This window comes from Acinetobacter sp. 1000160 (genome assembly GCF_000588715.1).
Lineage (GTDB): Bacteria > Pseudomonadota > Gammaproteobacteria > Pseudomonadales > Moraxellaceae > Acinetobacter > Acinetobacter courvalinii.
Genome location: NZ_JFWP02000003.1, coordinates 357,126 through 383,735 on the forward strand (window position 1 = coordinate 357,126; position 26,610 = coordinate 383,735).

28 protein-coding genes and 2 tRNA genes are annotated in these 26,610 nt (G+C 42.4%); 17 read left to right on the forward strand and 13 right to left on the reverse strand.

Annotation, left to right across the window (positions count from 1 at the left end):
* Positions 1–24 precede the first annotated feature (24 nt).
* From queC to dapD, 3 genes are all read right to left on the reverse strand, one after another.
* Positions 25–693, reverse strand: coding sequence for a 7-cyano-7-deazaguanine synthase QueC (gene queC / locus J699_RS10685; protein ID WP_199949367.1), 669 nt, complete (start codon positions 691–693; stop codon positions 25–27).
* Between the two features lie 74 nt (positions 694–767).
* On the reverse strand, positions 768–1,478 hold the full coding sequence (gene queE, locus J699_RS10680; RefSeq protein ID WP_032867423.1) for a 7-carboxy-7-deazaguanine synthase QueE: 711 nt from the start codon (positions 1,476–1,478) through the stop codon (positions 768–770).
* A 116-nt stretch (positions 1,479–1,594) separates the two neighbouring features.
* Positions 1,595–2,416, reverse strand: coding sequence for a 2,3,4,5-tetrahydropyridine-2,6-dicarboxylate N-succinyltransferase (gene dapD / locus J699_RS10675; RefSeq protein WP_005229497.1), 822 nt, complete (start codon positions 2,414–2,416; stop codon positions 1,595–1,597).
* Between the two features lie 600 nt (positions 2,417–3,016).
* Between dapD and carO the strand changes: the two genes are divergently transcribed.
* Positions 3,017–3,772 (forward strand): ornithine uptake porin CarO type 5, encoded by a 756-nt coding sequence (gene carO / locus J699_RS10670; protein ID WP_032867421.1) that lies wholly within the window; start codon positions 3,017–3,019, stop codon positions 3,770–3,772.
* Between the two features lie 104 nt (positions 3,773–3,876).
* Here carO and J699_RS10665 read toward each other — a convergent pair whose 3' ends face one another.
* The 6 genes from J699_RS10665 to J699_RS10640 all read right to left on the reverse strand — a co-directional run bounded on the left by J699_RS10665 (position 3,877) and on the right by J699_RS10640 (position 9,403).
* On the reverse strand, positions 3,877–4,800 hold the full coding sequence (locus tag J699_RS10665) for a CysB family HTH-type transcriptional regulator (RefSeq protein WP_005229503.1): 924 nt from the start codon (positions 4,798–4,800) through the stop codon (positions 3,877–3,879).
* A gap of 74 nt (positions 4,801–4,874) precedes the next feature.
* Positions 4,875–5,945, reverse strand: coding sequence for a sulfate/molybdate ABC transporter ATP-binding protein (locus tag J699_RS10660; protein ID WP_005229505.1), 1,071 nt, complete (start codon positions 5,943–5,945; stop codon positions 4,875–4,877).
* 11 nt (positions 5,946–5,956) lie between these two features.
* Positions 5,957–6,856 (reverse strand): sulfate ABC transporter permease subunit CysW, encoded by a 900-nt coding sequence (gene cysW / locus J699_RS10655; protein ID WP_009514839.1) that lies wholly within the window; start codon positions 6,854–6,856, stop codon positions 5,957–5,959.
* Positions 6,853–7,686, reverse strand: coding sequence for a sulfate ABC transporter permease subunit CysT (cysT, locus tag J699_RS10650; protein WP_005229508.1), 834 nt, complete (start codon positions 7,684–7,686; stop codon positions 6,853–6,855). Before cysT ends, cysW begins: the two co-directional genes overlap by 4 nt.
* 75 nt (positions 7,687–7,761) lie before the next feature.
* Complete coding sequence (locus J699_RS10645; protein ID WP_005229510.1) at positions 7,762–8,364, reverse strand: RBBP9/YdeN family alpha/beta hydrolase; 603 nt, start codon at positions 8,362–8,364, stop codon at positions 7,762–7,764.
* A 31-nt stretch (positions 8,365–8,395) separates the two neighbouring features.
* Entirely contained in the window at positions 8,396–9,403 is a 1,008-nt protein-coding gene (locus tag J699_RS10640) for a sulfate ABC transporter substrate-binding protein (protein WP_005284652.1), read from the reverse strand.
* 252 nt (positions 9,404–9,655) lie between these two features.
* On the opposite strand from J699_RS10640, the gene pabC reads away from it, so the two are divergent.
* From pabC to tmk, 3 genes are read left to right on the forward strand one after another with little or no spacing between them, the layout of a single operon-like run.
* The gene (gene pabC / locus J699_RS10635) at positions 9,656–10,468 is read left to right on the forward strand and encodes an aminodeoxychorismate lyase (protein ID WP_005229514.1); all 813 of its coding nucleotides are present in this window, start codon (positions 9,656–9,658) and stop codon (positions 10,466–10,468) included.
* Position 10,469: 1 nt separating this feature from the next.
* Positions 10,470–11,549 (forward strand): endolytic transglycosylase MltG, encoded by a 1,080-nt coding sequence (gene mltG, locus J699_RS10630; RefSeq protein ID WP_032867417.1) that lies wholly within the window; start codon positions 10,470–10,472, stop codon positions 11,547–11,549.
* Positions 11,549–12,148 (forward strand): dTMP kinase, encoded by a 600-nt coding sequence (tmk, locus tag J699_RS10625; protein ID WP_005284658.1) that lies wholly within the window; start codon positions 11,549–11,551, stop codon positions 12,146–12,148. The genes mltG and tmk overlap by 1 nt, the downstream gene beginning before the upstream one ends.
* A 253-nt stretch (positions 12,149–12,401) precedes the next feature.
* On the opposite strand, the gene nadB is transcribed toward tmk, so the two are convergent.
* Positions 12,402–14,039, reverse strand: coding sequence for an L-aspartate oxidase (nadB, locus tag J699_RS10620; RefSeq protein ID WP_171070844.1), 1,638 nt, complete (start codon positions 14,037–14,039; stop codon positions 12,402–12,404).
* 372 nt (positions 14,040–14,411) lie between these two features.
* On the opposite strand from nadB, the gene J699_RS10615 reads away from it, so the two are divergent.
* The 13 genes from J699_RS10615 to J699_RS10560 all read left to right on the forward strand — a co-directional run bounded on the left by J699_RS10615 (position 14,412) and on the right by J699_RS10560 (position 24,936).
* Positions 14,412–15,788 (forward strand): Do family serine endopeptidase, encoded by a 1,377-nt coding sequence (locus tag J699_RS10615; RefSeq protein WP_032867413.1) that lies wholly within the window; start codon positions 14,412–14,414, stop codon positions 15,786–15,788.
* Positions 15,789–15,903: 115 nt separating this feature from the next.
* Positions 15,904–16,362 carry an acyl-CoA thioesterase gene (locus J699_RS10610; protein ID WP_005229525.1) on the forward strand — a complete coding sequence of 153 codons (459 nt, stop codon included), beginning with the start codon at positions 15,904–15,906 and terminating at the stop codon, positions 16,360–16,362.
* A 226-nt stretch (positions 16,363–16,588) separates the two neighbouring features.
* The gene (locus J699_RS10605) at positions 16,589–16,774 is read left to right on the forward strand and encodes a hypothetical protein (protein ID WP_005284672.1); all 186 of its coding nucleotides are present in this window, start codon (positions 16,589–16,591) and stop codon (positions 16,772–16,774) included.
* 291 nt (positions 16,775–17,065) lie between these two features.
* The gene (locus tag J699_RS19935) at positions 17,066–17,179 is read left to right on the forward strand and encodes a hypothetical protein (protein WP_009514844.1); all 114 of its coding nucleotides are present in this window, start codon (positions 17,066–17,068) and stop codon (positions 17,177–17,179) included.
* Between the two features lie 530 nt (positions 17,180–17,709).
* Complete coding sequence (gene lepA, locus J699_RS10600; RefSeq protein ID WP_005229528.1) at positions 17,710–19,527, forward strand: translation elongation factor 4; 1,818 nt, start codon at positions 17,710–17,712, stop codon at positions 19,525–19,527.
* Positions 19,528–19,598: 71 nt separating this feature from the next.
* Positions 19,599–20,462: a signal peptidase I gene (lepB, locus tag J699_RS10595; RefSeq protein ID WP_032867410.1), complete on the forward strand. Its 864-nt coding sequence runs from the start codon at positions 19,599–19,601 to the stop codon at positions 20,460–20,462.
* 24 nt (positions 20,463–20,486) lie between these two features.
* Positions 20,487–20,864, forward strand: a complete 378-nt coding sequence (locus tag J699_RS10590; protein ID WP_032867408.1) for a DUF4845 domain-containing protein — start codon at positions 20,487–20,489, stop codon at positions 20,862–20,864.
* Positions 20,833–21,528 carry a ribonuclease III gene (gene rnc, locus J699_RS10585; protein ID WP_004771512.1) on the forward strand — a complete coding sequence of 232 codons (696 nt, stop codon included), beginning with the start codon at positions 20,833–20,835 and terminating at the stop codon, positions 21,526–21,528. Before J699_RS10590 ends, rnc begins: the two co-directional genes overlap by 32 nt.
* 4 nt (positions 21,529–21,532) lie before the next feature.
* The gene (gene era / locus J699_RS10580) at positions 21,533–22,561 is read left to right on the forward strand and encodes a GTPase Era (RefSeq protein WP_005229533.1); all 1,029 of its coding nucleotides are present in this window, start codon (positions 21,533–21,535) and stop codon (positions 22,559–22,561) included.
* A 15-nt stretch (positions 22,562–22,576) separates the two neighbouring features.
* Positions 22,577–22,774, forward strand: coding sequence for an NF038104 family lipoprotein (locus J699_RS10575; protein ID WP_032867406.1), 198 nt, complete (start codon positions 22,577–22,579; stop codon positions 22,772–22,774).
* 9 nt (positions 22,775–22,783) lie between these two features.
* Positions 22,784–23,491: a DNA repair protein RecO gene (recO, locus tag J699_RS10570; RefSeq protein ID WP_005284688.1), complete on the forward strand. Its 708-nt coding sequence runs from the start codon at positions 22,784–22,786 to the stop codon at positions 23,489–23,491.
* Positions 23,492–23,546: 55 nt separating this feature from the next.
* The gene (pdxJ, locus tag J699_RS10565; RefSeq protein ID WP_009514627.1) at positions 23,547–24,275 is read left to right on the forward strand and encodes a pyridoxine 5'-phosphate synthase; all 729 of its coding nucleotides are present in this window, start codon (positions 23,547–23,549) and stop codon (positions 24,273–24,275) included.
* A 4-nt stretch (positions 24,276–24,279) separates the two neighbouring features.
* Positions 24,280–24,936 carry a tRNA-(ms[2]io[6]A)-hydroxylase gene (locus J699_RS10560; RefSeq protein ID WP_032867404.1) on the forward strand — a complete coding sequence of 219 codons (657 nt, stop codon included), beginning with the start codon at positions 24,280–24,282 and terminating at the stop codon, positions 24,934–24,936.
* Positions 24,937–25,046: 110 nt separating this feature from the next.
* On the opposite strand, the gene J699_RS10555 is transcribed toward J699_RS10560, so the two are convergent.
* The 3 genes from J699_RS10555 to J699_RS10545 all read right to left on the reverse strand — a co-directional run bounded on the left by J699_RS10555 (position 25,047) and on the right by J699_RS10545 (position 26,576).
* Positions 25,047–25,122, reverse strand: a tRNA-Asn gene (locus J699_RS10555).
* A gap of 9 nt (positions 25,123–25,131) precedes the next feature.
* A tRNA-Asn gene (locus J699_RS10550) sits at positions 25,132–25,207 on the reverse strand.
* A 142-nt stretch (positions 25,208–25,349) separates the two neighbouring features.
* Positions 25,350–26,576 (reverse strand): multifunctional CCA addition/repair protein, encoded by a 1,227-nt coding sequence (locus J699_RS10545; protein WP_032867401.1) that lies wholly within the window; start codon positions 26,574–26,576, stop codon positions 25,350–25,352.
* Positions 26,577–26,610 lie beyond the last annotated feature (34 nt).

Genomic DNA, 26,610 nt, shown 5'->3' on the forward strand with positions numbered 1-26,610 from the left:
CCTAATTTTTTACCCTAATATCGATTATTCAGCGTAACGCGTAGGATCCGCAATACCTGCTTCGATAAAACCTTGTTGACGTAAACGACAACTGTCGCATTTGCCACATGCACGTCCTTGAGCATCTGCCTGATAGCAGGATACCGTTTGACTGTAGTCTACGCCATGTTCGATGCCTAAGCGTATAATATTCGCTTTGGATAAATGTAACAAAGGTGTTTCTATTTTAAGGGGTTTTCCTTCAACGCCCGCTTTGGTTGCTAAATGCGCAAGATTGGCAAAAGCGTCAATAAATTCAGGTCGACAATCAGGATATCCTGAATAATCAACAGCATTGATACCAATCACGATGGCAGCAGCGTCAAAAACCTCTGCCGCAGCAAGGGCATAAGACAAGAAAATTGTGTTACGTGCTGGAACATAAGTTACAGGAATCCCTTCTTGTAATTGTTCTGGGACTTCAATGTTATGATCTGTAAGCGCGGAACCGCCTAAATTGCCTAAATCAATATTAATGATACGGTGTTCAACGCCTGCGCGTTGAGCGAGTGCTTTGGCTGCATCAAGTTCAGTGGTTGAACGTTGACCATACATAAAGCTGAGGGCGATACATTCATAATTTGCCTGTGCCCAGGCCAGACACGTTGTTGAGTCTAAGCCGCCAGACAATAATACGATGGCACGAGAACGCATATTATTTTCCATTATTCAACCTAAAATAAATTTGAGGAAACCATTTCTCTGAGAGATGTGGTTTTCATAAGCTTTTAACGACCGGATTCATCATTCCATAACAGTTTGTGCAACTGTAGTTGGAAGCGAACAGGGAGATGGTCTTCTAAAATCCACTGGGCCAAGTCGCGTGCCAATGCTGGCAGGGCAACTGCACCTTTTTCCACTGCAAAAGCAGGTGAGAACCAAACCGTACTCACTTTGTCTTGCAATTGGAACTGTTCCAGCTGTTGTTTTGACCATTCATAATCAGCCCGATTACAGATCACAAATTTAATCTGGTCATGCGGGGTGAGATGGTCAAGATTGCTGAACAAATTACGGTGATCTTCTTTCGAGGTGGGTGTTTTCAAATCCAGCACTTTGGAAACACGTGGGTCAACCTTGGAAACATCCAAAGCGCCACTGGTTTCAAGAGAAACCTGAAAACCAAGATCACAAAGGCGTTGTAACAGGATCAGACAGTTTGGTTGTGCAAGCGGTTCGCCACCTGTGACACAAATATAAGGTGTTTTATGCTGGCTTGCGGTTTCGATAATCTGTTCCAGCGATAAACGCTCACCACCTTCAAAAGAATAGGTGGTATCACAATAACTGCAACGTAACGGACAACCTGTTAAGCGAATAAACACCGTCGGTAGACCAAAGGTATTCGCTTCGCCTTGCAAAGAGTAAAAGATCTCCGTAATGCGTAAACCAGCCGCAGGATCAGAGACAGGAATTGCAGAAGAACGTAAGGAAGCCATAAATAGTTACCACAGACAGGTGCCACACAAGCAGCATGCTACATAAAAAACAAAATCTCTACGACCATGACTGATCGTAGAGACGAGGAACCATTAAGTTCCGTATATATTACAAATTAGTCAGCGCGTAATAAATCGTTCAAGCTGGTTTTTGCACGTGTTTTTGCATCCACTTTTTTCACGATGATGGCTGCATATAAGCTGTAAGTACCGCATTTTGATGGAAGGCTACCCGCAACAACCACAGAACCTGCTGGTACACGGCCGTAGTGAATTTCACCCGTTTCACGATCAAAGATTTTGGTAGATTGACCGATGAAAACGCCCATTGAAATGACCGAACCTTCTTCAACAATCACGCCTTCAACGATTTCAGAACGTGCACCGATGAAACAGTTATCTTCAATAATGGTCGGGTTTGCCTGTAAAGGTTCTAAAACACCACCGATACCAACGCCACCAGACAAGTGAACATTTTTACCGATTTGTGCACATGAACCTACAGTTGCCCAGGTATCAACCATTGTGCCTTCATCTACATAAGCACCAATGTTGACATAAGAAGGCATTAACACCACATTTTTAGCCTGGAAGCTACCACGACGGGCAACTGCAGGAGGCACGACACGTACACCCGCAGCTTTGAACTGTTCTTCAGTCCAGCCTGAATGTTTGGTATCTACTTTGTCATAGAAACGAAGATCACACGATTCAATCGGTTTGTTATCATTGAGTTTGAATGAAAGCAAAACGGCTTTTTTCAGCCACTGGTGAACAACCCATTCACCATCGATTTTTTCGGCAACACGTAGTGTACCGTTATCTAAACCGGCCAATGCTTGTTCTACAGCTTGACGGATTTCAGTTGGGCAGTCCGCTGCACTATAGTTGGCACGGTCTTCAAATGCTTGCTCAATGATTGTAGAAAGCTGAGACATGATCTTCCTTCTTCCAAAAAAATTTTGAAGATTTTACACTAATTTTGTAGGGTCTGTTGCCATTTTATAAATAGGTTGCGTTATAAGCTAAAATTTTATCAGACGAGGCATGAAACGCAGGGAATGGCTATTCCCTTGCCAAGTTTCATAACGAAGTATGAGGGAGTTTTAGCTATAACCTGAGCAAGAGCAAAGCACTGCTTTGATTACAGCGCAAGGCGAAGCTTAATGACAAGGAGTTTTTTTGTCGTTACATCGTTATGTCTTGTTCATTTAGAAAGCCTAAACTTCACAAGCCATGCCTTGTATCGCCTAAAAAATCTCCATTGTCGCAACCATAGATAAAGTGGCAGCAGACCCTCAGAATATTTGAAAAAAGTAGTTACAATATTTTGTTTTAAAGTCGAGCAATAAAACTGTCATAAAAATGGAGCTCATTGTTTTTTATCTATAATTTAGAAATACATAATTCCTTCGAATTTGTATCAAAAAATAACAAAAAATAATCACTTTCTGTATAAAAAAATAGCGTCATTTATTTTATGCTATGTCCACAGTAACAATTATACTTTAAATAAGAGCATTTTTGAGGAGACTTCAATGAAAGCTTTGCGTGTTATGTTAGCAGCAGGTGCATTAACAGCGATTGCAGGTACTGCATTTGCAGCAGATGAACAAGTTGTGCAGGAATCTGTTTACGCTTTTCCTTCATACTTAGATCCAGTTTCAGTTCGTGCTGAAGTGGGTACTACTGGTTACGGTGGGGCTATTTCATATAAAGTCAACCCATACGTTAGCTTAAGCCTTGGTTACAATGGTGGCGATATTTCTTGGTCAGATAGCTTAAAAGTTGATGGCACGAAATATGATATGGATATGGATAACAAAAATGCATATTTAAATGCTGAAATTTATCCATGGGGTACTAACCAAAATACATTTGTTCGTTCTCTTTATGTAGCAGCAGGTGTTGGTTATCTTGACAATACCTATGATTTGAAAAAACGTGTTGGTGGCAACAGTTTGGTTAAGGTTAATGGTGAGCGCTTTACAACAACCAATACTCAGAGTGCACAAATTGATGGTACGATGAATTATGATAATGATATCGCACCATACGTAGGTTTTGGTTTAAATGCCCCTGTGTATAAAAATATCGGTTTATTTGGTGAAGTTGGTGCTTATTATACAGGTAACCCAACTGTTAACTTAAAAACTTCTGGCGATGACCAAATCATCGGTAGTAACGGTAATACTTTAGAAAGCGCTGTTGATAAAGAACAACGCAATATTGAAAACAAAAGCAAATATGAATGGATGCCAGTTGCGAAAGTGGGTGTGAGCTTCAAGTTCTAATCCATGCATCCAGCATAAAAAAACGAGCGTCATGCTCGTTTTTTTATGTCTGTGAAATAGTCAACATAAAAGGCGCATCATGCGCCTTTTATGTTCCGGATCATTTATTCTTCTGGATAAGCGACTTTTTTCAAAGCCTTAATATCTGTTTCTGGGGAGCATAAGGAAATGAATTCATAACCATAGCCACGCAGTAAATGGCCTTTGCGTACCGCGATCCAGGTGGTATTTACGCCAAATACATCAGTCTTGATCTGTTGTAGGCGATAATCACGTTCGGCATCATAAGCGACATCATTGACAATCCCGACGCCCATATTCAGTTCAACATAGGTTTTAATGACATCGGCATCAAGTGCTGACATTACGATGTCTGCATGAAGTTGTGCATCTTCAAAAGCTTTATCAATTTTTGAACGACCCGTGAAACCGCCGTGGTAAGTAATCAGCGGATAGTCAGCCAATACATCCAGGCTGATTTTATCTAGTTTTGCCAATGGATGGTCTTTCGGGGTAATAATGCTATGGTGCCATTCATAATACGGCACACTGGCCAGATTTTCTTCTGTGGTTAATGATTCGGTTGCGATCCCGATATCGGCTTCACCCTGAAGCAGCATTTCTGCAATTTCAACAGGACTGGCTTGTTGTAAAACCAAATGAACTTTAGGAAATAATTTTTTGAACTGATTCACAATGGGTGGCAACACATAACGCGCTTGGGTATGTGTGGTGGCGATGGTTAATGTGCCTTCATCAACTTTATTAAAATCATCGGCGAGGCGTTTAATATTATCGGCATCGACCAACATGCGTTCCACGATGCTGAGTAAAGACTGACCTGGCTCGGTCAGACCCAGTAAGCGTTTGCCTTTACGTACAAATAACTGTACGCCCAGTTCATCTTCTAAATCTTTGATATGTTTGCTGACGCCAGATTGAGAGGTATAAAGGGCCGCAGATGCTTCGGTTAAATTAAAGTTTTGGCGAACAGTTTCTCGAATAATTCTGAGTTGTTGAAAGTTCATAGTCTTTTTTCCACATAAGGTGAGAAACGGCTAAAGTCCTGCAAGGATAGTTTAACCGCCCTCAAAGTATTCTTCTAAGCAACTTGCGTTGATTGATCTGCAAATAAATGAAGTTGAGCAGCACTAATCCAAACGGTTTGATTTGGTTTGAATTGATGTAAGTTCGCCTCTTCTACACTTAATAAAATTTCAATGGTTCGTCCACTACGATCTTGTAATTCAGCGACAACCCGGCCGGCAATCCATACTTCACGTAAGAAGGTTGCCTCAATGGTATTGGCTTGAGGCTGGGTATGAATATGTAATTCATTTGGTCGTGCAAATGCAATGACTTTGCCTTGCGGGGCCTCAAGGCTGGTTGGTAACTGAATACGATCATCGCCGATACGGATAATACCGCCTGTATGCTCCCCTTCAAAACGATTTGCTTGACCAAGGAAATCAAAAACAAAAGGCGTTGCCGGTTTTTCGTACACTTCGCGTGGTGAACCGATTTGTTCAACATCGCCTTTGTTCATGACAATAATTTGATCTGCAACTTCTAAAGCTTCTTCCTGATCATGGGTGACAAAGATCGAGGTAATATGCAGTTCATCATGTAAGGTACGTAGCCAGCGGCGTAATTCCTTACGAACTTTGGCATCCAGTGCACCAAATGGTTCATCCAGCAACAAAACACGTGGTTCAACTGCAAGCGCACGGGCTAAGGCAATACGTTGACGTTGGCCACCAGAAAGCTGGGCCGGATAACGATCTGCCAAGAAGCCAAGTTGCACCAGATCCAGCAAGCGTGTCACACGTTTCTTAATTTCAGCTTCCGATGGACGTGTTGCACGCGGACGCACACGTAAGCCAAAGGCAATATTGTCAAAAACGCTCATGTGACGGAACAGGGCATAATGCTGGAATACAAAACCTACTTGACGTTCACGCACATGGATATCGGTTGCGTCTTCACCTTCAAGTAAAACCTGTCCGCCATCGGCAGATTCCAGACCTGCAATAATCCGTAATAAGGTAGTTTTACCACAGCCTGAAGGACCAAGTAGGGCAACCAATTCACCTTCAGGAAAATCTAAAGAGATATTTTTTAGCGCATGGAATGCACCAAAGTGTTTTTCAATATTTTTAACTTGAATACTCATGTGTTTATTCCTTAGTGGCTAGGTTGATCTTGAGTGGGCTGATGTTGATTTGCTTGTTCTTGGCGGACTTCGAGCCACGTTTTCAAGATCAAAGTGAGAATCGCTAAAAATGCCAGTAACGATGACACAGCAAATGCAGCACTAAAGGTATATTCGTTATAAAGAATCTCGACGTGGAGCGGTAAGGTATTGGTTTGACCGCGGATATGGCCAGAAACCACGGATACTGCACCAAACTCACCCATTGCCCGGGCATTACACAAAATCACGCCGTAAATCAGACCCCATTTGATATTGGGTAAAGTGACTCTCCAGAAGGTTTGCCAGCCTGAAGCACCAAGTACAATTGCGGCTTCTTCTTCCTCGGTACCTTGTGCTTCCATCAACGGAATCAATTCACGTGCAACAAAAGGTACGGTAATAAAAATAGTGGCTAATACAATCGCAGGTACGGCATACAGGATTTTGATATCGTTATCCATTAACCAGCCACCCATCCAGCCTTGAGCACCAAAAATCAGTACCAGCATTAGACCTGCAATTACAGGAGAGACCGAGAACGGTATGTCTATAATCGTGGTGAGAATCGCTTTACCTCGGAACTGGAATTTGGCAACAGCCCATGCTGCTGCTACACCAAATACCACATTAATCGGAACTGCAATCGCTGCAGTGATTAAGGTGAGTTTGACTGCGGATAAGGTATCCGAATCGGTCAGAGCATTGATATAAACTGCAATCCCTTGCTTGAACGCTTCAACAAAAACTAGAATCAGGGGTAACAGTAAGCAGCTTAAAAAGAAGATTAAAGCCACAGCAATTAAGCTATAACGTACCCAGATCGGTTCACGGGTGGCGTCTCTGCTTTGCAGTTTGAGTGCCAAAGCATTGCTATTGGTATTTAAGCTCATTGCGCAACTCTCCCTGTACGGCGGCTTGCCCATGCTTGTACTAAATTAATTAAAAATAAGATGGCAAATGACAGAACAAGCATAACGACCGCAATCGTGGTTGCACCTGCATAATCATATTCTTCTAAACGAGAGATAATCATCAGTGGCGCGATTTCGGTTTTATAAGGCTGGTTACCGGCAATAAAAATCACTGAGCCATATTCTCCGACACCCCGGGCAAAGGCCAAGGCAAAACCGGTAAGTACCGCTGGAAACAAGATCGGCAAAATGATTTTGGTAATCGTCTGCCAACGATTTGCACCCAGGGCAGAAGCCGCTTCTTCCAGCTCGGTTTCAATATCGCTCAATACGGGCTGTACGGTACGAACCACGAAGGGTAACCCGATAAAGATCAGTGCCAGTGTAATCCCGATTGGCGTATACGCTACTTCAATTCCAAGAGGAGAAAGATACTGTCCGATCCAGCCTGTTGGTGCATATAAAGAGGTAAGGGCAATACCTGCAACCGCCGTCGGTAATGCAAAAGGTAAATCGACTAAAGCATCGATAATACGTTTACCTGGAAAGCTATAGCGAACCAGACACCAAGCCAGTAACAAACCAAAAATAACATTCACTAATGCAGCAATCAGCGCTGCACTAAAACTAAGTTGCAAGGATTTTAAAATTCGTTCTGAGGTTAAGATTTCCCATAAGCCATCCCATCCAATCCCTAAAGATTTGATAAATACAGCAGATAAAGGAATAAGCACAATCAAAGACACGTAAGCGAGGGTAAAGCCTAATGAGAGACCAAACCCAGGCAGCACTCGGGAACGCTGCGACATGATATTTCCTCAAAGAGAAAGGTTTGCTAAAACCAGCAAATAAATAATGCGATGACTAAAAATACGGGGCGGAACTTAGGCAAACTTCAGATTAAAGTTTGCCTGACTCATTCGGGCAACGAACTGCGTCTTTTTTTCAGGTAACAGATAATTCAGGATTTCCGGAAAAGGACCGAATCCGGAAGCAACATTGACATGACCCACAGCGCCTAAATTAATCGGTGTCAGTTTCCATGCCTGGGCCAGTTGTAATGCATCGACATATCCCAGCCAAGGATCATTTTCACTAATCAATAAGGTGGTGGGTACCTCAATATTGAGCTGCTGAAAATACTGTTGATAGTCTGTCAAGCTATGACGTGCAAAGCCGGCTTCACCAAAACGTGCTGGATTGGCAGGCGCAACCAGAAGCAGGTTTTTAACTTTGGTCCGGAGTTCTGGATGCTCAGCAAGTGCAGCAACGCTGGTCAAGCAGCCAAAGCTATGTGCCACGATTTGCACTGGCGCAGGCGCGGCTGCAACTGTTTTTACAAACTGGGCAATCCATTCACTTAATACTGGACGATCCCAATGTTTCTGTTCAACGCGAGAGCTAGACACGAGTTGCTGTTGTAACCAAGACTGCCAATGCTGCGCTTCGCTACCACCTACACCTGGAACAATTACCGTATGAATCATGTCCGCTCTCCCTATTTACTCGTCAAGTAAATTATTTACCTGTGCTGTTCTGTTTGACGATCTGGTCAAAGATACCGCCATTATCAAAGTGGGTTTTTTGCACTTTGGTCCAGCCACCGAACTCTTGATCAATCGTGACAAGTTTTAGTGGTTTGAATACATTGCTATATTTCTTTAATACCGCTGCATTACGTGGGCGGTAGAAGTTACGTGCAGCAATCTCTTGTCCTGCCGGTGAATACAGGTAGTTCAAGTAACCACGGGCGATTTGTAGATTGCCTTTTTTCTCGGCATTCTTTTCAACCACTGCAACTGGCGGTTCTGCAAGAATAGAAAGAGAAGGGGTGACGATTTCGAATTTGCCTGGTTGCTCACGTACCGCAAGATAAGCTTCATTTTCCCAAGCCAGCAATACGTCACCGATACCGCGTTCAGCAAAGGTTGTAGTTGCGCCACGTGCACCTGAATCAAGTACTTTGGTTTGTTTATAAATTTGACGAACAAATTCTTGAGCTTTGGCGTCGTTACCGCCTTTCTGGTGTTTTGCCCATGCCCAAGCACCTAAGTAGTTCCAGCGTGCACCGCCAGAGGTTTTCGGGTTTGGTGTAATGATTTCTACACCTGGTTTAACCAAGTCACCCCAATCTTTGATTTGTTTTGGATTACCTTTACGAACCAGGAAAACAATGGTTGATGTGTATGGTGTAGAGTTATTCGGTAATTTCTTTTGCCAGTCTGCTGGGAGTAATTTTGCATTTTGAGCAATCTCATCGATATCTGCTGCAAGCGCAAGTGTAACTACATCTGCATTTAAGCCATCAATCACGGAACGGGCCTGTTTACCTGAGCCGCCATGTGACTGTTTAAAATCGATGTCCTGACCGGTACGCTGTTTCCAGAAGGTACCGAACTGTTTGTTGAAATCGGTATAGAGTTCACGAGTTGGGTCATAAGAGACATTTAAGAACTCTTGTGCCGCAAATGAAGAAACTGAGAGTAATGCAGCAATGACGCCGACTTTAACTTGAGAAAAACGCATGGAAAACCCCTTAAAAACTAAATCACTGTTTGGAATATGTACGCAGCATAACGCCAGTTTTTTTGCAAAAAAAATAATTAAAATCGAATTTGTTATGAAAAATATAGAAATAGATAAAACAGATAAGCTTTGCTGAATTATTGATATATAACACATTTTTAATTCACTCTTTTAATTGTTATAATTGTTTAAAATCAAATATTTATTTCTTTTTGGTCGTGCGGTCTTGTTGAGTGAGTAGGTGCTTAGATCATGCAGTGTTATAAAAATGGACAGTTAATTGACGCCATTCCTTTATTAGACCGTGCTTTTCACTATGGTGATGGTTGCTTTACCACAGCACGTATTTTTCACGGAAATTTTGAGCTAAAAGAGTTGCACTTTGCACGTTTAAAACTGGCCTGTAATAGCCTAAGCCTCGATGCCGATTTATCCTTGATTGAAAAGTCACTTGTACATTTACAGCAGCAATATGCAATGCTGAATGGTACCTTAAAAGTGGTGATTAGCCGCGGTGAGGGAGATCGTGGCTATAGTCTACCGCTACATGCAGCCGATATTTATGTCTGGTATTACCCGAGAGTGACGCAGGTTTTTCAACCTGAATGGATTGAAAGTGGCCTGTTAAATCATGCCTTGGGGCTGAATATGCCACATCTGGTTGGACTGAAAACATTAAACAGATTAGAGCAGGTCTTACTCAAGCAAGAGGCAGATCAGCATGGCTGGCTGGAAGCATTGGTCAGTGATGTGCAGGGGGCTATTGTTGAAGGGGTGAGCAGTAATTGTTTTATTCGTATAAATGATCGGTGGATTACGCCTGAACTTCGTTATAATGGCGTCCACGGTGTGATGCGGGCCAAAATTCTATCGAGAATGCAGCAATATCAGGTTAAATGTGAGCAGCGTTGTATTGAGATGAACGAAATTGGCCGTATTCAGAGTTTATTCTTCTGCAACGCCTTGCACCCGATGAAAGCGGTGATTCGATTTCATGACCGTTGTCTAGAGCAACAACCTTATCTTGATTTATTTGAAACGTTAAAACTTAGCCAGATTGATTAATATGCCAAAGCCGCCTAGTTCCAGCAAAAGTAAGAAAAAGCCAAAAGCGAAACCAAAATCCAGTTTTTCTTTTTTTAAAGCCTTTTTGATCGCCATTGTGGTTTTTATTTTGGTGATCTTTGGCATTGTATGGTCAAGCTTATTCAAAGCTTATCCCGTAGAAGGCAAGAAACAACTTCTGGTCATCTCTTCTGGCGATACCTATTCACGTTTTATTGATCGTTTAGCCAAAGAAAATAATGTGAACTTTCCGATAGTTTTAAAGCTCTATCAGAAGTTTATGATTCATGACACCATGAAAGCAGGTGTTTATGAAATTACGCAAGGCATGACGGTCCGCCAGGTCATGGATATGCTGTCTGATGCAGATAATGCGCAGATGAACCGTATTCTGGTGATTGAGGGAACCACATTTTCTCAGTTGATTCAGAGTTTAAGAAAAGATTCGAATGTCACCAATACCTTGCTTGACCTTCCTCAATCTGAACTGTTAAAGCAATTAGACATTCCATATACACACCCAGAAGGTCTATTTGCACCAGATACTTATTTCTTTGCCAAAGGTGAAACGGACAAGAAAATCTTAACCGATTTATATCGCCGTCAAATGAAATCATTAGATGAAGCCTGGGCCAAGAAAGCACCGAACCTACCGTACAAAGATAAGTATGAAGCCTTGATCATGGCTTCGATTATTGAAAAAGAAACCAGTCTGGATAGTGAGCTACAGCAGGTTTCAGGTGTGTTTGTCCGTCGTCTGAAAATAGGTATGCGCCTACAAACCGATCCAACCGTGATTTATGGTATGGGCGACAACTATAAAGGCAATATCACCCGTAATGACTTACGTACGCCAACGGCCTATAACACTTATACCATCAATGGATTACCGCCAACACCTATTGCTTTGCCAAGTAAGAAAGCGATTGAAGCAGCGATGCATCCAGACGATGCCAAAAATATCTATTTTGTTGCTACAGGCAATGGTGGACATAAATTTACCGCGTCTTTAGAAGACCATAATCGTGCAGTGCAAGAATATTTAACTGTACTACGTTCAAAGAAAAAGCAGGGCGAATAATGTTTATTAGTTTTGAAGGGACGGAAGGCGTAGGGAAGACTACGCTGATTCGTAAAATTCATCAGTACTTTGAGCAGCAAGGTAAAGAAGTGGTGTTGACCCGTGAACCGGGCGGCACCCCATTGGCTGAACAAATTCGTTCATTATTATTAGCAGTAAATCATGAAGAGCAAATGAGTCATGATACTGAGCTGTTATTGATTTATGCAGCACGTGCACAGCATTTACAGCAAGTGATTTTACCCGCATTAGAAGCAGGTAAAATTGTGCTGAGTGATCGTTTTACCGATGCCAGCTTTGCTTATCAATGTTCTGGACGTGGTTTAAGTCAGGAAAAGCTGCAACTGTTAAATCAAACTTTTGTGGCGAAAATGCCGAATATTACCTTTTGGTTAGATGCGCCGATTGAGTTGGGCATGACTCGTGCGCGAGAGCGTGGTGCACTGGATCGTTTTGAGCAAGAGAAATTAAGTTTCTTCGCTAAAGTTCGGGCGGGTTATGAGACCTTGTGGCAAGCAGAGCCTGAGCGGATCAAACGTTTGGATGCAACACAAAATGCGGGTGTTGTGTTTGAAGAAGCGCTGCAATATTTGAAATAGGCTTTAAACAATAGCTAATCTGAAAATAGTCTGATTTTTAGTATTTGAATCCAAGTTGTTATTTACTATCGAGATCGGCGGCATGGATGCCGCCAGTTGGACAGGGGTACCAAGGATGTACCCTCTGTCCAACAAGGGATTTTGATTACTTTGATCCTTCAAAGTAATGTATTGCCTATACAAACGAGATCTAATGATTCTGTTTATATGAGGCCATGCCAATCAAAAAATAATAGCTAAAATAAATTGAGTGTTATTCATTCACCAACGGCTGTTCCACTTTGAAATTTGGCGGTGTGAGCACCGTCTTACGAATCTCATTGGAGAGTTCAGGATAATCCAGTGTGTAATGCAAACCACGTGATTCCTTACGTTCCATTGCACACCGTACAATCATTTCTGAAACCAGAACCAGGTTACGCAATTCAATCAGGTTCTTGCTAACACGATAATCCTGATAATACTCAGTGATTTCATGCTTGAGCATTTCAATACGGTGTAAGGCACGTTGCAAACGTTTAGTGGTACGCACAATACCGACATAGTTCCACATGGTGGAACGTAGCTCATCCCAGTTTTGCAGGATCACCACATCTTCATCGGCATCGGTAACTTGCGTTTCATCCCAGGTTGGAACATCTGGAAATTGAAACTCAGCATCAAACTTCTGTTCAATATCTTCTGCTGCACTCATGCCATAAACGAAACATTCAAGGAGTGAGTTACTGGCCATACGGTTGGCGCCGTGTAGACCTGTATAAGAGGTTTCACCAATGGCATATAAACCATCGAGATCAGTCTGACTATGTTCATCGACCACCACACCACCACAGGTATAGTGTGCTGCTGGAACTACAGGAATCATATCTTTGGTGATATCAATGCCGAGTTCAAGCAGACGGGCATACAGTGTCGGGAAATGTTCAGTAATGAACTCTGGCGATTTATGGGTGATGTCTAACCAGACATGACGAATCCCGAGACGCTTGATTTCATGGTCAATGGTACGCGCCACAATATCACGCGGTGCAAGTTCAGCACGTTCATCAAAACGCAGCATAAAACGTTCGCCGTCTGGTAGGCGCAAATAAGCACCTTCACCACGCATCGCTTCGGTAATTAAGAACGAGCGTGCTTTCGGGTGATATAAACAGGTCGGATGGAACTGGTTAAATTCCATATTGGCGACACGACAACCGGCACGATAGGCCATGGCAATACCATCACCAGTCGCAATATCAGGATTTGAGGTGTAGAGATAAGCTTTCATTGCACCGCCACAGGCAAGTGCAGTAAATGGAGCCAGGAAGGTATGCACCTGTTCGTGAGTCTCATCTAAAGCATAGAGGCCGATCGCACGATTAGCTTGGTTTTGATGACCAAGCTTGTGTAGGGTAATTAGATCAATCGCAATATAATTTTCAAAAATTGTAATATTTTTTCGTTCTTTGGCGCGTTCGACCAGCGTGGTTGAAATGGCTTTGCCGGTTGCATCGGCAGAGTGAATGATACGGCGTTGGGAGTGACCACCTTCACGGGTGAGATGCAGTTGTTCGTCTTCATCTAGCGTAAATTGCACGCCTTGCTTGAGCAGGAAATCAACGGATGGTTTGCCACCTTCAACGGTATGTTTGACCGCATCTAGCTCACACAAATGACCGCCTGCAATCATGGTGTCATTAATATGTTGTTGAATCGAATCTGTTTCGTCTAAGACTGCCGCAACACCGCCTTGTGCATAGAAGGTACTGGCTTCCGTCAGCGCCGCCTTTGCCAGAATTGCAATGTTATAATGACTTGGTAAAGAGAGTGCGAGGCTTAAACCTGCACCGCCACTGCCCACAATAATCACATCAAAATGGTGAATTGTTTTTAAATCAGGCATGTCAATCTGCTTCAGTTTTAAACGTTCGCTAATGACACCGCTTTTTTATCAAAAAGGCAAGGGCCAATCTGCCTGAAATTGAGTGAATTTTTAGCGAATGCGATTTATTTATTGATTAATTTGGCCTCATCTGTATGAATGAGAAAACGATTAACTTTCAGTACGTGGTTTTAATCTAGCCTTAAGCTGTCCAAGATAAAACCTTAATTGAAAGGTGAACATCTGGAAAATGCTCCATAATTTATTCACATTTCATTGTTCTATTTGGTTGTATGCATTGAAAATATAAACATTTTTTTACGAAAAGAATGCTAGGGTTATGCTACAAACATAGATCATAACTTTTATTTTAATCAACAGTATGTAGGTTCTTGCTTCATGAAAAGTCGCTATTTACAACAAGGAATGTATGCTGCGGTATTTACGGTAGCAGCTGCTCAAGTCAATGCTGCATCGCCAGTAGATTTTTCAAATCTCGTTGAGCAGGTTAGTCCTGCTGTGGTGAGTGTCAATGTGGTCAAGAAAATGACTCAGGAAGAGTTATTACAACAACAGGTTCCGGAAATTTTGCGTCGTTTTTTTGGTAATCAGGTGATTATCCCGCAACAACAGGGACCACAGGAAAAAACCGGCTACGGCAGTGCATTTTTTATTGGTAAGGACGGATACTTGTTAACCAATCGTCATGTGGTTGAAAATGCTTCCCGCATCAGTATTATCCTGAATGACCGCCGTGAAATTGACGCAACACTTGTTGGTAGCGATGAGCGTACGGATATTGCATTACTTAAAGTCAATGGAAGCAATTTCCCGGAATTAAAAATTGGTAATGTTAACCAGCTTCGCGTCGGTGAACCTGTACTTGCGATTGGTTCGCCATTTGGCTTTGATTATTCTGCATCAGCGGGGATTGTCAGTGCCAAATCACGTAATATGAGTGGTGAAACTTCAGTACCGTTTATCCAAACAGACGCCGCATTGAACCCGGGGAACTCTGGTGGTCCATTGTTTAACCAGCGTGGTGAAGTGGTGGGGGTTAACTCGCGTATCTTCAGTGGTACCGGCGGTTATATGGGATTGTCTTTTTCGATTCCAATCGATGTTGCAATGGATGTAGTACAACAGTTAAAGACTACAGGTAAAGTAACACGTTCATATCTTGGTATCATGCTACAAGACATTGATCGGAACTTGGCCGAAGCCTATAAGTTACCGAAACCGGAAGGTTCTTTGATCACGCAGGTTGCACCGAAATCACCTGCTGAAAAAGCAGGCCTAAAATCAGGCGACGTGATTTTAAAAGCCAATGGTGTGCCGATTTCACGCACAGGCGATTTACTTTATTCATTGAATCGCATTGCGCCAAATCAAACCGTTCAGTTAGAAATTTTACGTGATGATAAAACACGCGCCATTTCTGCAACACTGGGTACCGCACCAGATGATACGGCTGCGGATGCTGAGAAAAATAATCCAACCAGCGGTTTAGGCATGAGTATTCGAGACCTGACTGCGGCTGAGCAAGCACGTTTGGACATTCGCAGTGGTATTCTGATTCAGGATGTGAAACGTGGTGGCCTTGCATCATTATCAAATCTGGTTGCAGGGGATGTCATTGTTCAGGTTAATGGTATAGCGATTACCAACAGTCAGATGTTCGCTAAAACGGTGGGTGCCTTGCCGAAGAATAGTGTTGCCCGTGTGACCATTATCCGTCAGGGCCAACGTGCAATTCTAGGTTTACGTCTACCTTAAACCTGCTATGGTTGCTCAAAACCACTCTGAAAAGGGTGGTTTTTTATTTTGTAATACACTGCAGTTTAGACTAGTGTATCTAGCTGAGTTTTGATTGATGAAAGAAGGCAGATAAATGAGTACGATTTTTGATTTGGAATTACAAGTTCAACCTGAGCATATCGATGTATTGGGCCATGTCAATAACGTGATGTATATCCAGTGGATGCAGGATGTCGCTGCAGCACATATCGAAACATTAGGATTGGGACTTGCTCAGTATCTGGAACTTAAACATGCAATGGTCGCGGTTGAACATCATGTGCAGTATCGCAAAGCCGCTCTGGAAGGTGAACACATCATCTTGCGTACATGGCTGGATGATATAAATGCCTTATATTCTTTCCGTCAGTATGCATTTTATCGTCCGAAAGACCAAAGTGTTCTGTTTATGGGAAATACCAAATGGGCCTGTATTGAAATTGAAACAGGACGTCCAAAACGGATGTCACCGAGTTTTACTCAGGCTTACCAACCGATTTCACCAGATTTAAATCCAATGGACTTTTCAATTTCATATACGCAGTCTGAATAAATTCAGAAATCAGCAGCAAATGAATGATCAGAGGGCGGCAGTTTACGATCAATTCATCAAACTAAGTTTAAAAATAGTGAATCAATTAACCTAAACTCGGATTAAATACTTAAAAAAACGTTTAATAACGTTGGCTTATGCGAAAAATTCAATAGATTAAGCTGATTGTATAATTTTTGTATATTGGTTATTTTGTAGCCTCTTAAATTGTGTTTTGGGGAACATGATGAATGACAACGTGGGGGTTGTTGTTTTTTATTTGCTGTGCTTGTTTGCAGGCATTGTCCTTGTAATCGGAAGTGTTGTTTTTGATATGACACTCCTGTTTGTGGGGCTAGGTCTGATTGCTTGCGCTTTTTTAATTAAATCCGAGTTTAATTTAACCGTGATGTTCTGGCATAAAATTGAATAATTAAAAAAAGATGATGAAAAAGCCGTACTGATCAAGTACGGCTTTTTTTATGGGAGAAAATTTATCGCGATAGCTCAGCCATTCATTTTTGCCTTGAAGGCTGACATTGCAACCGAAATTTACGCGATTGAGCCTTTTTGATAGCTATTAGCGTGACTGTTTAATATCAAAAGGTGTGTAAAACCGAGCGAAAAAGCTGGTCGGATTAATTGATGCTTTTATCGGCGGTTATTTCACTGTTTTGAGTAAAATCTGTGATAATGGTCACAATATTTTTAAAAATCATGAAGTATGGATATCTTAAAATTCGTAAAAAGCTTTAATACCGTGGGATGCTATTTAACTCTTGCCAGCATTTTGCTCGCGATTCTGATTTTTTATTTCTATTATGTAAACCCAAATTAATGTTATAAATTAAATGGTTAAATAGGTTTTAAGTTGTTCTGGAAGGGGACTCAGCCTGCTACTTTTAAGTGGTTTAGTTTGTTCATTATCAGCATTTGCAACCATAAACCAAACATCAGGCGGAGAAGAAAATTCTTCTCAGGCTCGATATGCGCTTGTTGAATACATATTGTGAAGTATCCTGTTGTTGTTTCGAATCATGCTCAACTCGTCATACAAGCTTTGCATTATCAAAATAAGGATGGAATGGCACGGCACCAAGACAGGTCATCCATTCTTACCTTTGTACAACTCACAAACTCTGCAGCATTTTTTAAAGCAATTGTCAGGTTCTGGTGGGGGAAATTAATTTCTCACTTAAATATTGCTTTTCAGCATCGCGATGTAGTCTCGGTCACATATACTTTTAACACTATATTTTTAACATTGTTGTGCTTATACTGTGCCGAACTTTTTAAACATTATTTTTCGCAGCAATAGGCAATTATTTAATTGATTAGATTGCTGTGTACATATTCTTAAGGTAACCCATGGCGCAAGCTAAAAAATCCGTAGATATCAAAAATATACGCAATTTCTCGATCATTGCACACATTGACCATGGCAAGTCGACGCTGGCTGACCGTTTCATTCAAATGTGCGGTGGTTTACAAGATCGTGAGATGCAAGCTCAAGTATTAGACTCTATGGAGCTTGAGCGTGAGCGTGGGATTACAATTAAAGCCGCTTCGGTGACGTTGTATTACACCCATCCGAATGGTCAGGAATATCAATTAAACTTCATTGATACCCCAGGGCACGTTGACTTCTCTTATGAAGTGTCACGTTCTTTGGCTGCGTGCGAAGGTGCATTGCTGGTTGTCGATGCTGCACAAGGGGTTGAGGCACAGTCGGTTGCTAACTGCTATACCGCAATTGAGCAGGGGCTGGAAGTTTTACCTATCTTGAACAAGATTGACTTGCCTCAGGCCGAGCCTGAACGTGTCATTCACGAAATTGAAGAAATTATCGGCATTGAAGCGACTGATGCACCCACCTGTTCTGCAAAAACCGGTCTAGGTGTGGAAGGTGTGCTTGAGCGTCTGGTTGATGTCATTCCAGCACCTGAAGGCGACCGTGATGCACCATTACAGGCATTGATTATTGACTCATGGTTTGACAACTATTTAGGTGTTGTTTCCCTGGTCCGTATCAAGCAAGGTCGTATCCGTAAGGGCGATAAGATGCTGGTTAAATCGACAGGTCAAACTCATCCGGTCACTTCAGTGGGTGTGTTCAATCCGAAACATACTGAAACCGACATTCTCGAAGCCGGTGAAGTTGGCTTCGTGATTGCGGGTATTAAAGATATTTTTGGTGCGCCCGTCGGTGATACCATCACACTTTCTTCTACGCCTGAAGTGGAAACTTTGCCTGGTTTTAAAAAGGTAAAACCACAGGTATATGCTGGACTTTTCCCGATTGATTCAAGTGACTTTGAACCGTTCCGTGAAGCACTACAAAAACTACAGATCAACGATTCAGCTTTATTCTTTGAACCGGAAAGTTCAGATGCATTAGGCTTTGGTTTCCGTTGTGGCTTCTTAGGCATGCTCCACATGGAGATCGTACAAGAGCGTTTAGAGCGTGAATACGATCTGGATCTGATCAGTTCTGCGCCAACGGTCATTTATGAAGCTTTGACCAAGAAAGGCGATATCATTTATATCGACAGTCCATCAAAAATGCCGGATGGCTCTACGGTTGAAGACTTGCGTGAACCGATTGCCGAATGTCATATCCTTGTGCCACAAGAATATTTAGGTAACGTCATGACGCTGTGTATCGAACGTCGTGGTGTTCAAAAAGACATGAAATTCCTGGGGAATCAGGTTTCTATTACTTTTGAAATTCCAATGGCTGAAGTGGTCATGGATTTCTTTGACAAATTAAAATCATGTTCACGTGGTTTTGCATCACTCGACTATAACTTCGTTCGTTTCGAAAGTTCAGCTTTGGTTAAGGTAGATGTATTAATTAATAGCGAGAAGGTCGATGCCTTGGCGATGATTTGCCACCGTCAGGATGCACGTCATCGTGGTATTGCATTGGTAGAGAAGATGAAAGATCTGATTCCTCGCCAAATGTATGATGTTGCGATTCAGGCTGCGATTGGTGCACAAATCATTGCCCGTTCTACTGTGAAAGCGATGCGTAAAAACGTACTGGCCAAATGTTATGGTGGTGACGTTTCACGTAAGAAGAAACTTCTTGCGAAGCAGAAAGAAGGTAAGAAACGTATGAAGCAAGTGGGAAGTGTTGAAATTCCACAAGAAGCGTTCTTGGCTGTATTGAAAGTCGATAGATAAAGAAATGAGGCTGGGGAAACCTCTGGTTTACCCAGCTGCAAAACGAGCAGTGAGACTGCAAGAGAGGGTTTGTGGATTTTGATTTTAATTTGATTCTGGTACCAGCGACACTGATTTTCTTTCTGGTGTGGTTGCTTGATAAATTTGTATTTAAACAACGTGCAAATAAAGGGCGGAATCAGGAAAACTTTCTTATCACATGGGCATATGACTTCTGGCCAGTGTTGGCAGTGGTGCTGATCCTACGCTCTTTCTTATATGAACCGTTTAATATTCCTTCTGACTCAATGGTACCGACCTTGGAGACAGGTGATTTTATTCTGGTCAATAAATTTGATTATGGTTTACGTCTACCTGTGGTCAATACCAAAGTGGTTAATGTTGGCGAGCCGAAACGTGGCGAGGTGATTGTATTCCGCTATCCGCCACAACCTACGATTAGCTACATTAAGCGTGTTGTTGGCTTGCCGGGTGACCATATCCAGTTTAAAGCGGGTGAGTTGACGATTAATGGTCAGCAAATTGCAAAAGTTGCCACACAATTTTCACGTGTGAAAGACCAGCAAGATACACCAAGTGCTTTGTATTTTAAAGAAACCTTAGGTGAGCATCAGCATCTGATCCGCTATCTGGAAGGGCGTAACCCACTGGTTGAACAGTTCCAGTTTGCGCAGTTAAAAGGTGCTGAAGCCTTGGTGCCATTTGTTGCCAAAGCCAATGACGTCTTTATCAAAAGCAATGGACAGGATTGGGAAGTCAACGTACCTGAAGGTCAATATTTCGCAATGGGCGATAACCGTGACCAAAGTGCGGACAGTCGTTTTTGGGGCTTTGTACCTGAAGCGAATTTAACGGGTCGAGCTTTTTATATATGGATGCATAAAGAGCCAGGCTTTAATCTTCCAAGTTTCAACCGAAATGGTAAGATTGATTGATAAAAACATAAAGGAAATATAAAGATGCGTAAATCTCAACTTGGGACTTCGTATATTGCAATTTTATTTGGGGTGGTTTTATTTGCAGTTGCTGTAAAAGCAGCAATTGCAATTTGGCCAGCATACTGGGATGACAAGCTGATTAATAATCAGATTGAAGGCTTATTAAAAGATAGCCCAGCAAACATTACACCAAGTAAGTTTGCCTCCCAGATGGATCAACGTTTTGATATGAACGGGATCCGTGATCTACATTTTAAAGATATTGCACAAGTGACTTATAAAGATGATCTTGTGGTAATCAAGAAGTATGAAATCCGTAAGCCTTTCATGCTAAATATTAGTCTAGTTATGACCTTTGAGAAGACTTTTGACCAAAAATCTGCAAAACAAGCTCAATGATACTCGGTTGCAAGGACGAATTGGTCACCAGTTTAAACAGATTGATTTGTTAAAACTGGCTTTAACCCATCGTTCTGTCAGCCATAAACACAATTATGAACGCCTAGAATTTCTAGGCGATTCGTTATTGGGAATGATCGTTGCGAATTATTTGTATAATGCCTATCCGCTGGAAAATGAAGGCCGCTTAACGCGAATGCGTGCAACGCTGGTTCGACAAGAAGCCTTAGGAAAAATTGCAAATGATTTACAACTGAGTCGGTCATTAATTTTAAGCACTGGCGAGCTAAAATCAGGTGGTCATCACCGTGAATCGATTTTGGCGGATACAGTAGAGGCAATTATCGGTGCTATTTATTTAGACTGTAATGATCTCAACCTGCTGGAACGCATTGTGTTAAAATGGTATGAACCATATCTTGATCATATCGAACCGACAGATCAACTGAAAGACCCGAAATCACGTTTGCAAGAGTATTTACAAGCACGTAAAAAACCTCTCCCAGTTTACGAGGTTGTAGATATTCAGGGCGATGCACCGAATCAGCATTTCAAAGTGGAATGTTTAGTCGATGGATTGCCAAAAATTCAAGGCGAGGGCTCAAGTCGTCGTTTTGCCGAACAAACGGCAGCGGCAGAGATTTTAAAATTATTGGAGCAATAACCTGATGTCCCATTCAGAAGAAAATAAGCCAGAAGCAGCAGCTGAGCAGCAAGACGGCAATAACTTGATTGATCAATTTTTTAGTTCTCAAGGAACCACGATTCCTTCAGATTTTAAAAGCGGTTTTGTTGCGATCGTTGGTCGTCCAAACGTCGGTAAGTCGACCTTAATGAACCATTTATTGGGTCAAAAACTGTCAATTACTTCACGTAAGCCACAAACCACACGTCATAAGATTGTTGGTATTGATTCTCGTGAAAAATCACAGGCGGTATTTGTAGATACGCCAGGGATGCACAAGAAAGAAGTCCGTGCCATCAATAAGATGATGAACCGTGCTGCTCACTCGGCTTTGCGTGATGTAAATCTGGTTTTATTTGTGGTTGATGCACAAAAGTGGACTCAAAACGACGAACTGGTTTTGGAAAAGCTGAAAAATGCAGATATGCCTGTGATCCTTGTGATCAATAAGCTGGATACCTTCGAGAACAAAAACGAAGCATTGCCATTGATTCGTGAACGTGCCAAGTTAATGAACTTTGCCGAGATTGTTCCGGTATCGGCATTACGTGGCGCCAATCTTGAGCATCTGCGTGATACCATTGAAAAGTATTTACCTTATCAGCCACCATTGTATTCACTGGACCAGATTACAGACCGTTCGGAACGCTTCCTTGCGAGTGAAATTATTCGCGAGAAAATCATGCGCCAGTTGGGTGAAGAGCTGCCATACGATTTGACTGTACAGATTGAATCTTTTAAAACAGAAGAAGCGACTGTCAATGAAAAAACCGGTCGTTTAAAACCACCTTGTACTTATATTGATGCGACTATCTTTGTTGAGCGCCAAGGACAAAAAGCCATTGTAATTGGTGATAAAGGTGCGAAGCTCAAAAGTATCGGTATGGATGCACGTGCAGACATGGAAAAAATGTTTGAACAAAAAATCATGCTCACGCTTTGGGTGAAAGTCAAAGGCGGCTGGTCTGATGATGAGCGTGCTTTAAAGAGCTTGGGCTATAGCGATATTTAAGCAATGGAAACAGGTATGAAAACAACAATTCGTGTATTCGCAATCGTGACATGTATTTTCATGTTGCAGGGCTGTATTCATAAACTTGTGACTGTACCTGTTAAAGTGGCTTATAAGACAACCAAAGAGGTGGTCAAAGGCACGGCTGCTGTGGTCGGTGCGGTTATTCCTGATGGCGATGATGAAGAAAAGGATGACAAGAAGAAGGACTAATCTCGTTCCATGATGCGTAATGAAGTCCTGCATGGCTATTTGATTCATCATCGTAAATATCGTGAAAAAAGCCATATTGTGCATTTATTTACACAAGAATATGGTCGGGTGGATGGAATCTTAAGACAGATTCCTCCACCGCAGTATCAACCTATTTGCTTGCAAGCGACAGGCAAATCCGAGCTTAAAAACTTCACTAAACTGGAAATTCTGAACCAGCCTGTTTTCTTTCATGGCGATGCTTTTTTTGCTGGGTTCTATCTCAATGAAATTGTGTTGCGGCTTTGCCCTCTGGAAGAAGCAATGCCTCAGACATTTGAGCAATATCAGTTGACCTTGTTGCAATTGCAGCAACTCGCCTCACATGAGCAAGCGTCTTTATTCTTACGACAAATCCTGCGTCAATTCGAGCATGTTTTATTGCAAGAGCTGGGCTATGCCATCGATTTTTCAGTAGATGCAAATCAGCAGCAAATTCTGCCACTTCGGCATTACCAGTTTCAGTTGAATGATGGCTTTTTGCCGGTTGCACAAGCGTCACGTTCGACACTTTCCGGTACGTTGATTGCGTCTATGCAAAACTATGAAGATGGTCAGGATTTTTCTCACGAACAATTGCAATTATTGGGTAAACTATACCGTCAAATGATTAGCTCATTGCTGGGTGACCGGCCACTTAAAAGCCGTCAACTCTGGATTCAAAGTACACAAACTTGATATTCCTGATGTATTGAAAATTATTATTCAGGGCTCAACCGATAGGATATTTTTTATGGCTGCAATCTTGGGTGTAAACATTGATCATGTTGCAACATTAAGACAGGCACGTGGTACAACTTACCCTGATCCAGTTCAGGCTGCTTTGGTTTGTGAGCAAGCGGGTGCAGAGGGGATTACCTTACATTTACGTGAAGATCGTCGTCATATACAGGACGATGATGTACGTCGTATGCGTCCATTATTGAAAACGCGAATGAATCTGGAACTGGCTGTGACAGATGAAATGGTTGCATTTGCCAAAGAGATTCAACCGCAACATGTTTGTTTCGTGCCTGAACGTCGCCAGGAAGTCACCACCGAAGGTGGTCTGGATGTTGTAGGGCACTTTGAAAAAGTGAAGGCGGCAACGGCAGCACTGACCGCAATTGGTAGTGATGTGTCGTTATTTATCGATGCAGATCTGGCACAGATTGATGCGGCTGTCGCATGTGGTGCGCCAACGATTGAAATTCATACCGGCGCTTATGCAGATGCAGAAACTGATGAACAGCAACAAGCCGAATTGGCGCGTATTATCAAAGGTGCAGAGTACGCAGCTGCCAAAGGTCTGGTGGTCAATGCAGGTCATGGTTTAAATCTGGACAATGTCGCGGCGATTGCAGCGATCCCGCAAATTCATGAGCTGAATATTGGTCACTCGATTATTGCAGATAGCGTATTCGTTGGACTGGCTCAAGCAGTAAAAGATATGAAAGCAGCAATTCAGGCTGCTGCGAGATAAGTTGATGAGTAGTGTAAATTATGATGAGTTAATGCAACCCGTCATGGCGTTTTTGGGTTGTACAACACCTCAGGCATGGCTAGATGAAGCGGTGAATAACCTTGATATCTTGATGCAAGACCATGCCAACTGTGAGAAAAAAGCGGCAAGTACAGCCATGAACCTGATGTTCCGCTACAGCTTCTTTACCGATTTGCAAGTGAAATTGGCGCAATTGGTGCGTGAAGAAATGCTGCATTATGAGCAGGTGCTGGAATTCATGAACAAGCGCGGCCAAGAATGGAAGGGCTTGAGTGCAGGGCGTTATGCAGGCGGGTTGCGTAAAGAAATCCGTACTTATGAGCCTGAAGCATTGATTGATGTCATGATTATTGGTGCTTTTGTAGAAGCCCGTTCATGCGAGCGTTTCTATGCGCTGGCACCGATTGTTGATGATGAGCTGGGGCGTTACTACCGTTATTTGCTTAAATCGGAATCTCGCCATTTTGAGGACTATTTAGCGTTGGCTTTAGATGTTGCAAAATCAGCGAAGCTCAAAGACCCGGAAGAAGATATTCAGCAACGGATTGAATATATCCGTGAAGTGGAAAAAAATCTGATTTTAACTCCGGATGATACCTTCCGTTTTCATAGTGGTGTACCTGCAACAGTGGCAGCTTAATCTGAATCTGAAAGAAAAAACCTCTGATCAGCAGAGGTTTTTTTATGGGAGTTTAATTTTATCATGTCATAAAAAAAGCCCCAATCAATGATCAGGGCTTTTTAGAATCTTGGCTCTCCCACCTGGGCTCGAACCAGGGACCTGCGGATTAACAGTCCGTCGCTCTACCGACTGAGCTATGGGAGAATAGTAGATTGGCTCTCCAACCTGGGCTCGAACCAGGGACCTGCGGATTAACAGTCCGTCGCTCTACCGACTGAGCTATTGGAGAATCTGATGCGCATTTTAGGCATGAAAAGCAGATGCGTCAACAACAATAGTAAATAAAATTAATCGTTTGCTTGATTAATAATCTTTTTAGCGTAAAGCGAGCAAAAAATGTGGCAAAAAGATCTTATTTACTTAAAAATTAATCAGTTAATGTGCTGTTCCTTGAACTTTGCCAACGCATCAATTCGATATTGAATCAGCATTTCTCCAATTTCAGGGCCGCTGACATGTTCGGGCAAATCCTGCGCACGTATATTTCTGACAATTTGCATTGCATCTAACATATATTGGGCTTGCGGATAAGGACGTTGCTCTAAACCTAAACGCCCTTTGGCATCACATTCACAGGCCTGTACAAAAGCCTCTACTTTCTCTGGTCGGCGTAGCACATCCAAACGTTGTAACAAGCGCCATAAGGTACCCGGTTTCAGATTCTTTACCTGATGACATTTTAAATGCTCTTTACATACGATCAGGGCCAGATTTTTCAAGGCAGTCGGTACCTTCAAGCGGTCACAGATCTGGGTAACGGGTGGGATACCACGTTCTTCATGCATGATATGCCGTGGTAACTCGTCTACAGGGGTGAGTGCTTTTCCTAGGTCGTGTACCAGCACTGCAAAGCGCACTTCAAGCGCATAATTCGCTAGACAGGCCTGTTTTAGTGCCATCAGGGTGTGAATGCCGCAATCAATTTCCGGATGATATTCTGGACGTTGAGGAACGCCGAATAATGCATTGATTTCCGGGAATAAGGCTTCCAAGGCATCACAGTCTTTTAAGATCTGGAAATACACATCTGCATGATCTTCCATTAAGGCACGAGAGGTTTCTTTCCAGACGCGTTCGGGCGTTAATGCACTTAATTCACCTGACTGGGCAATCTTTCGCATCAATTGCAGGGTTTCTTCAGCAACCTTAAAGCCGTAACTGGCATAACGTGCGGCAAAACGGGCTACGCGAAGTACACGTAATGGATCTTCGGTAAATGCATCTGAAACATGACGTAGAATTTTGTGTTGCAAGTCCTGCTGACCACCATAGGGATCATAGACTGTGCCATTTTCATCCATTGCCATTGCATTAATGGTCAGGTCACGACGAATCAGATCGTCTTCTAATTTTACGCTGGTATCAGTGAAAAACTGAAAGCCATGATAACCCACACCAGATTTGCGTTCAGTACGTGCCAGTGCATATTCTTCTTTTGTTTTTGGATGTAAGAATACAGGAAAATCTTTACCGACAGGTTGATAACCTTCGGCCAATAATTGTTCGGGTGTTGCTCCAACCACCACATAATCTTTTTCGTGATAGGGATGGCCGAGTAAATGATCCCGGACTGCACCGCCTACTAAATAAACTTGCATGAAAAAACCTCGATTCTTCACACAATCATGCTAC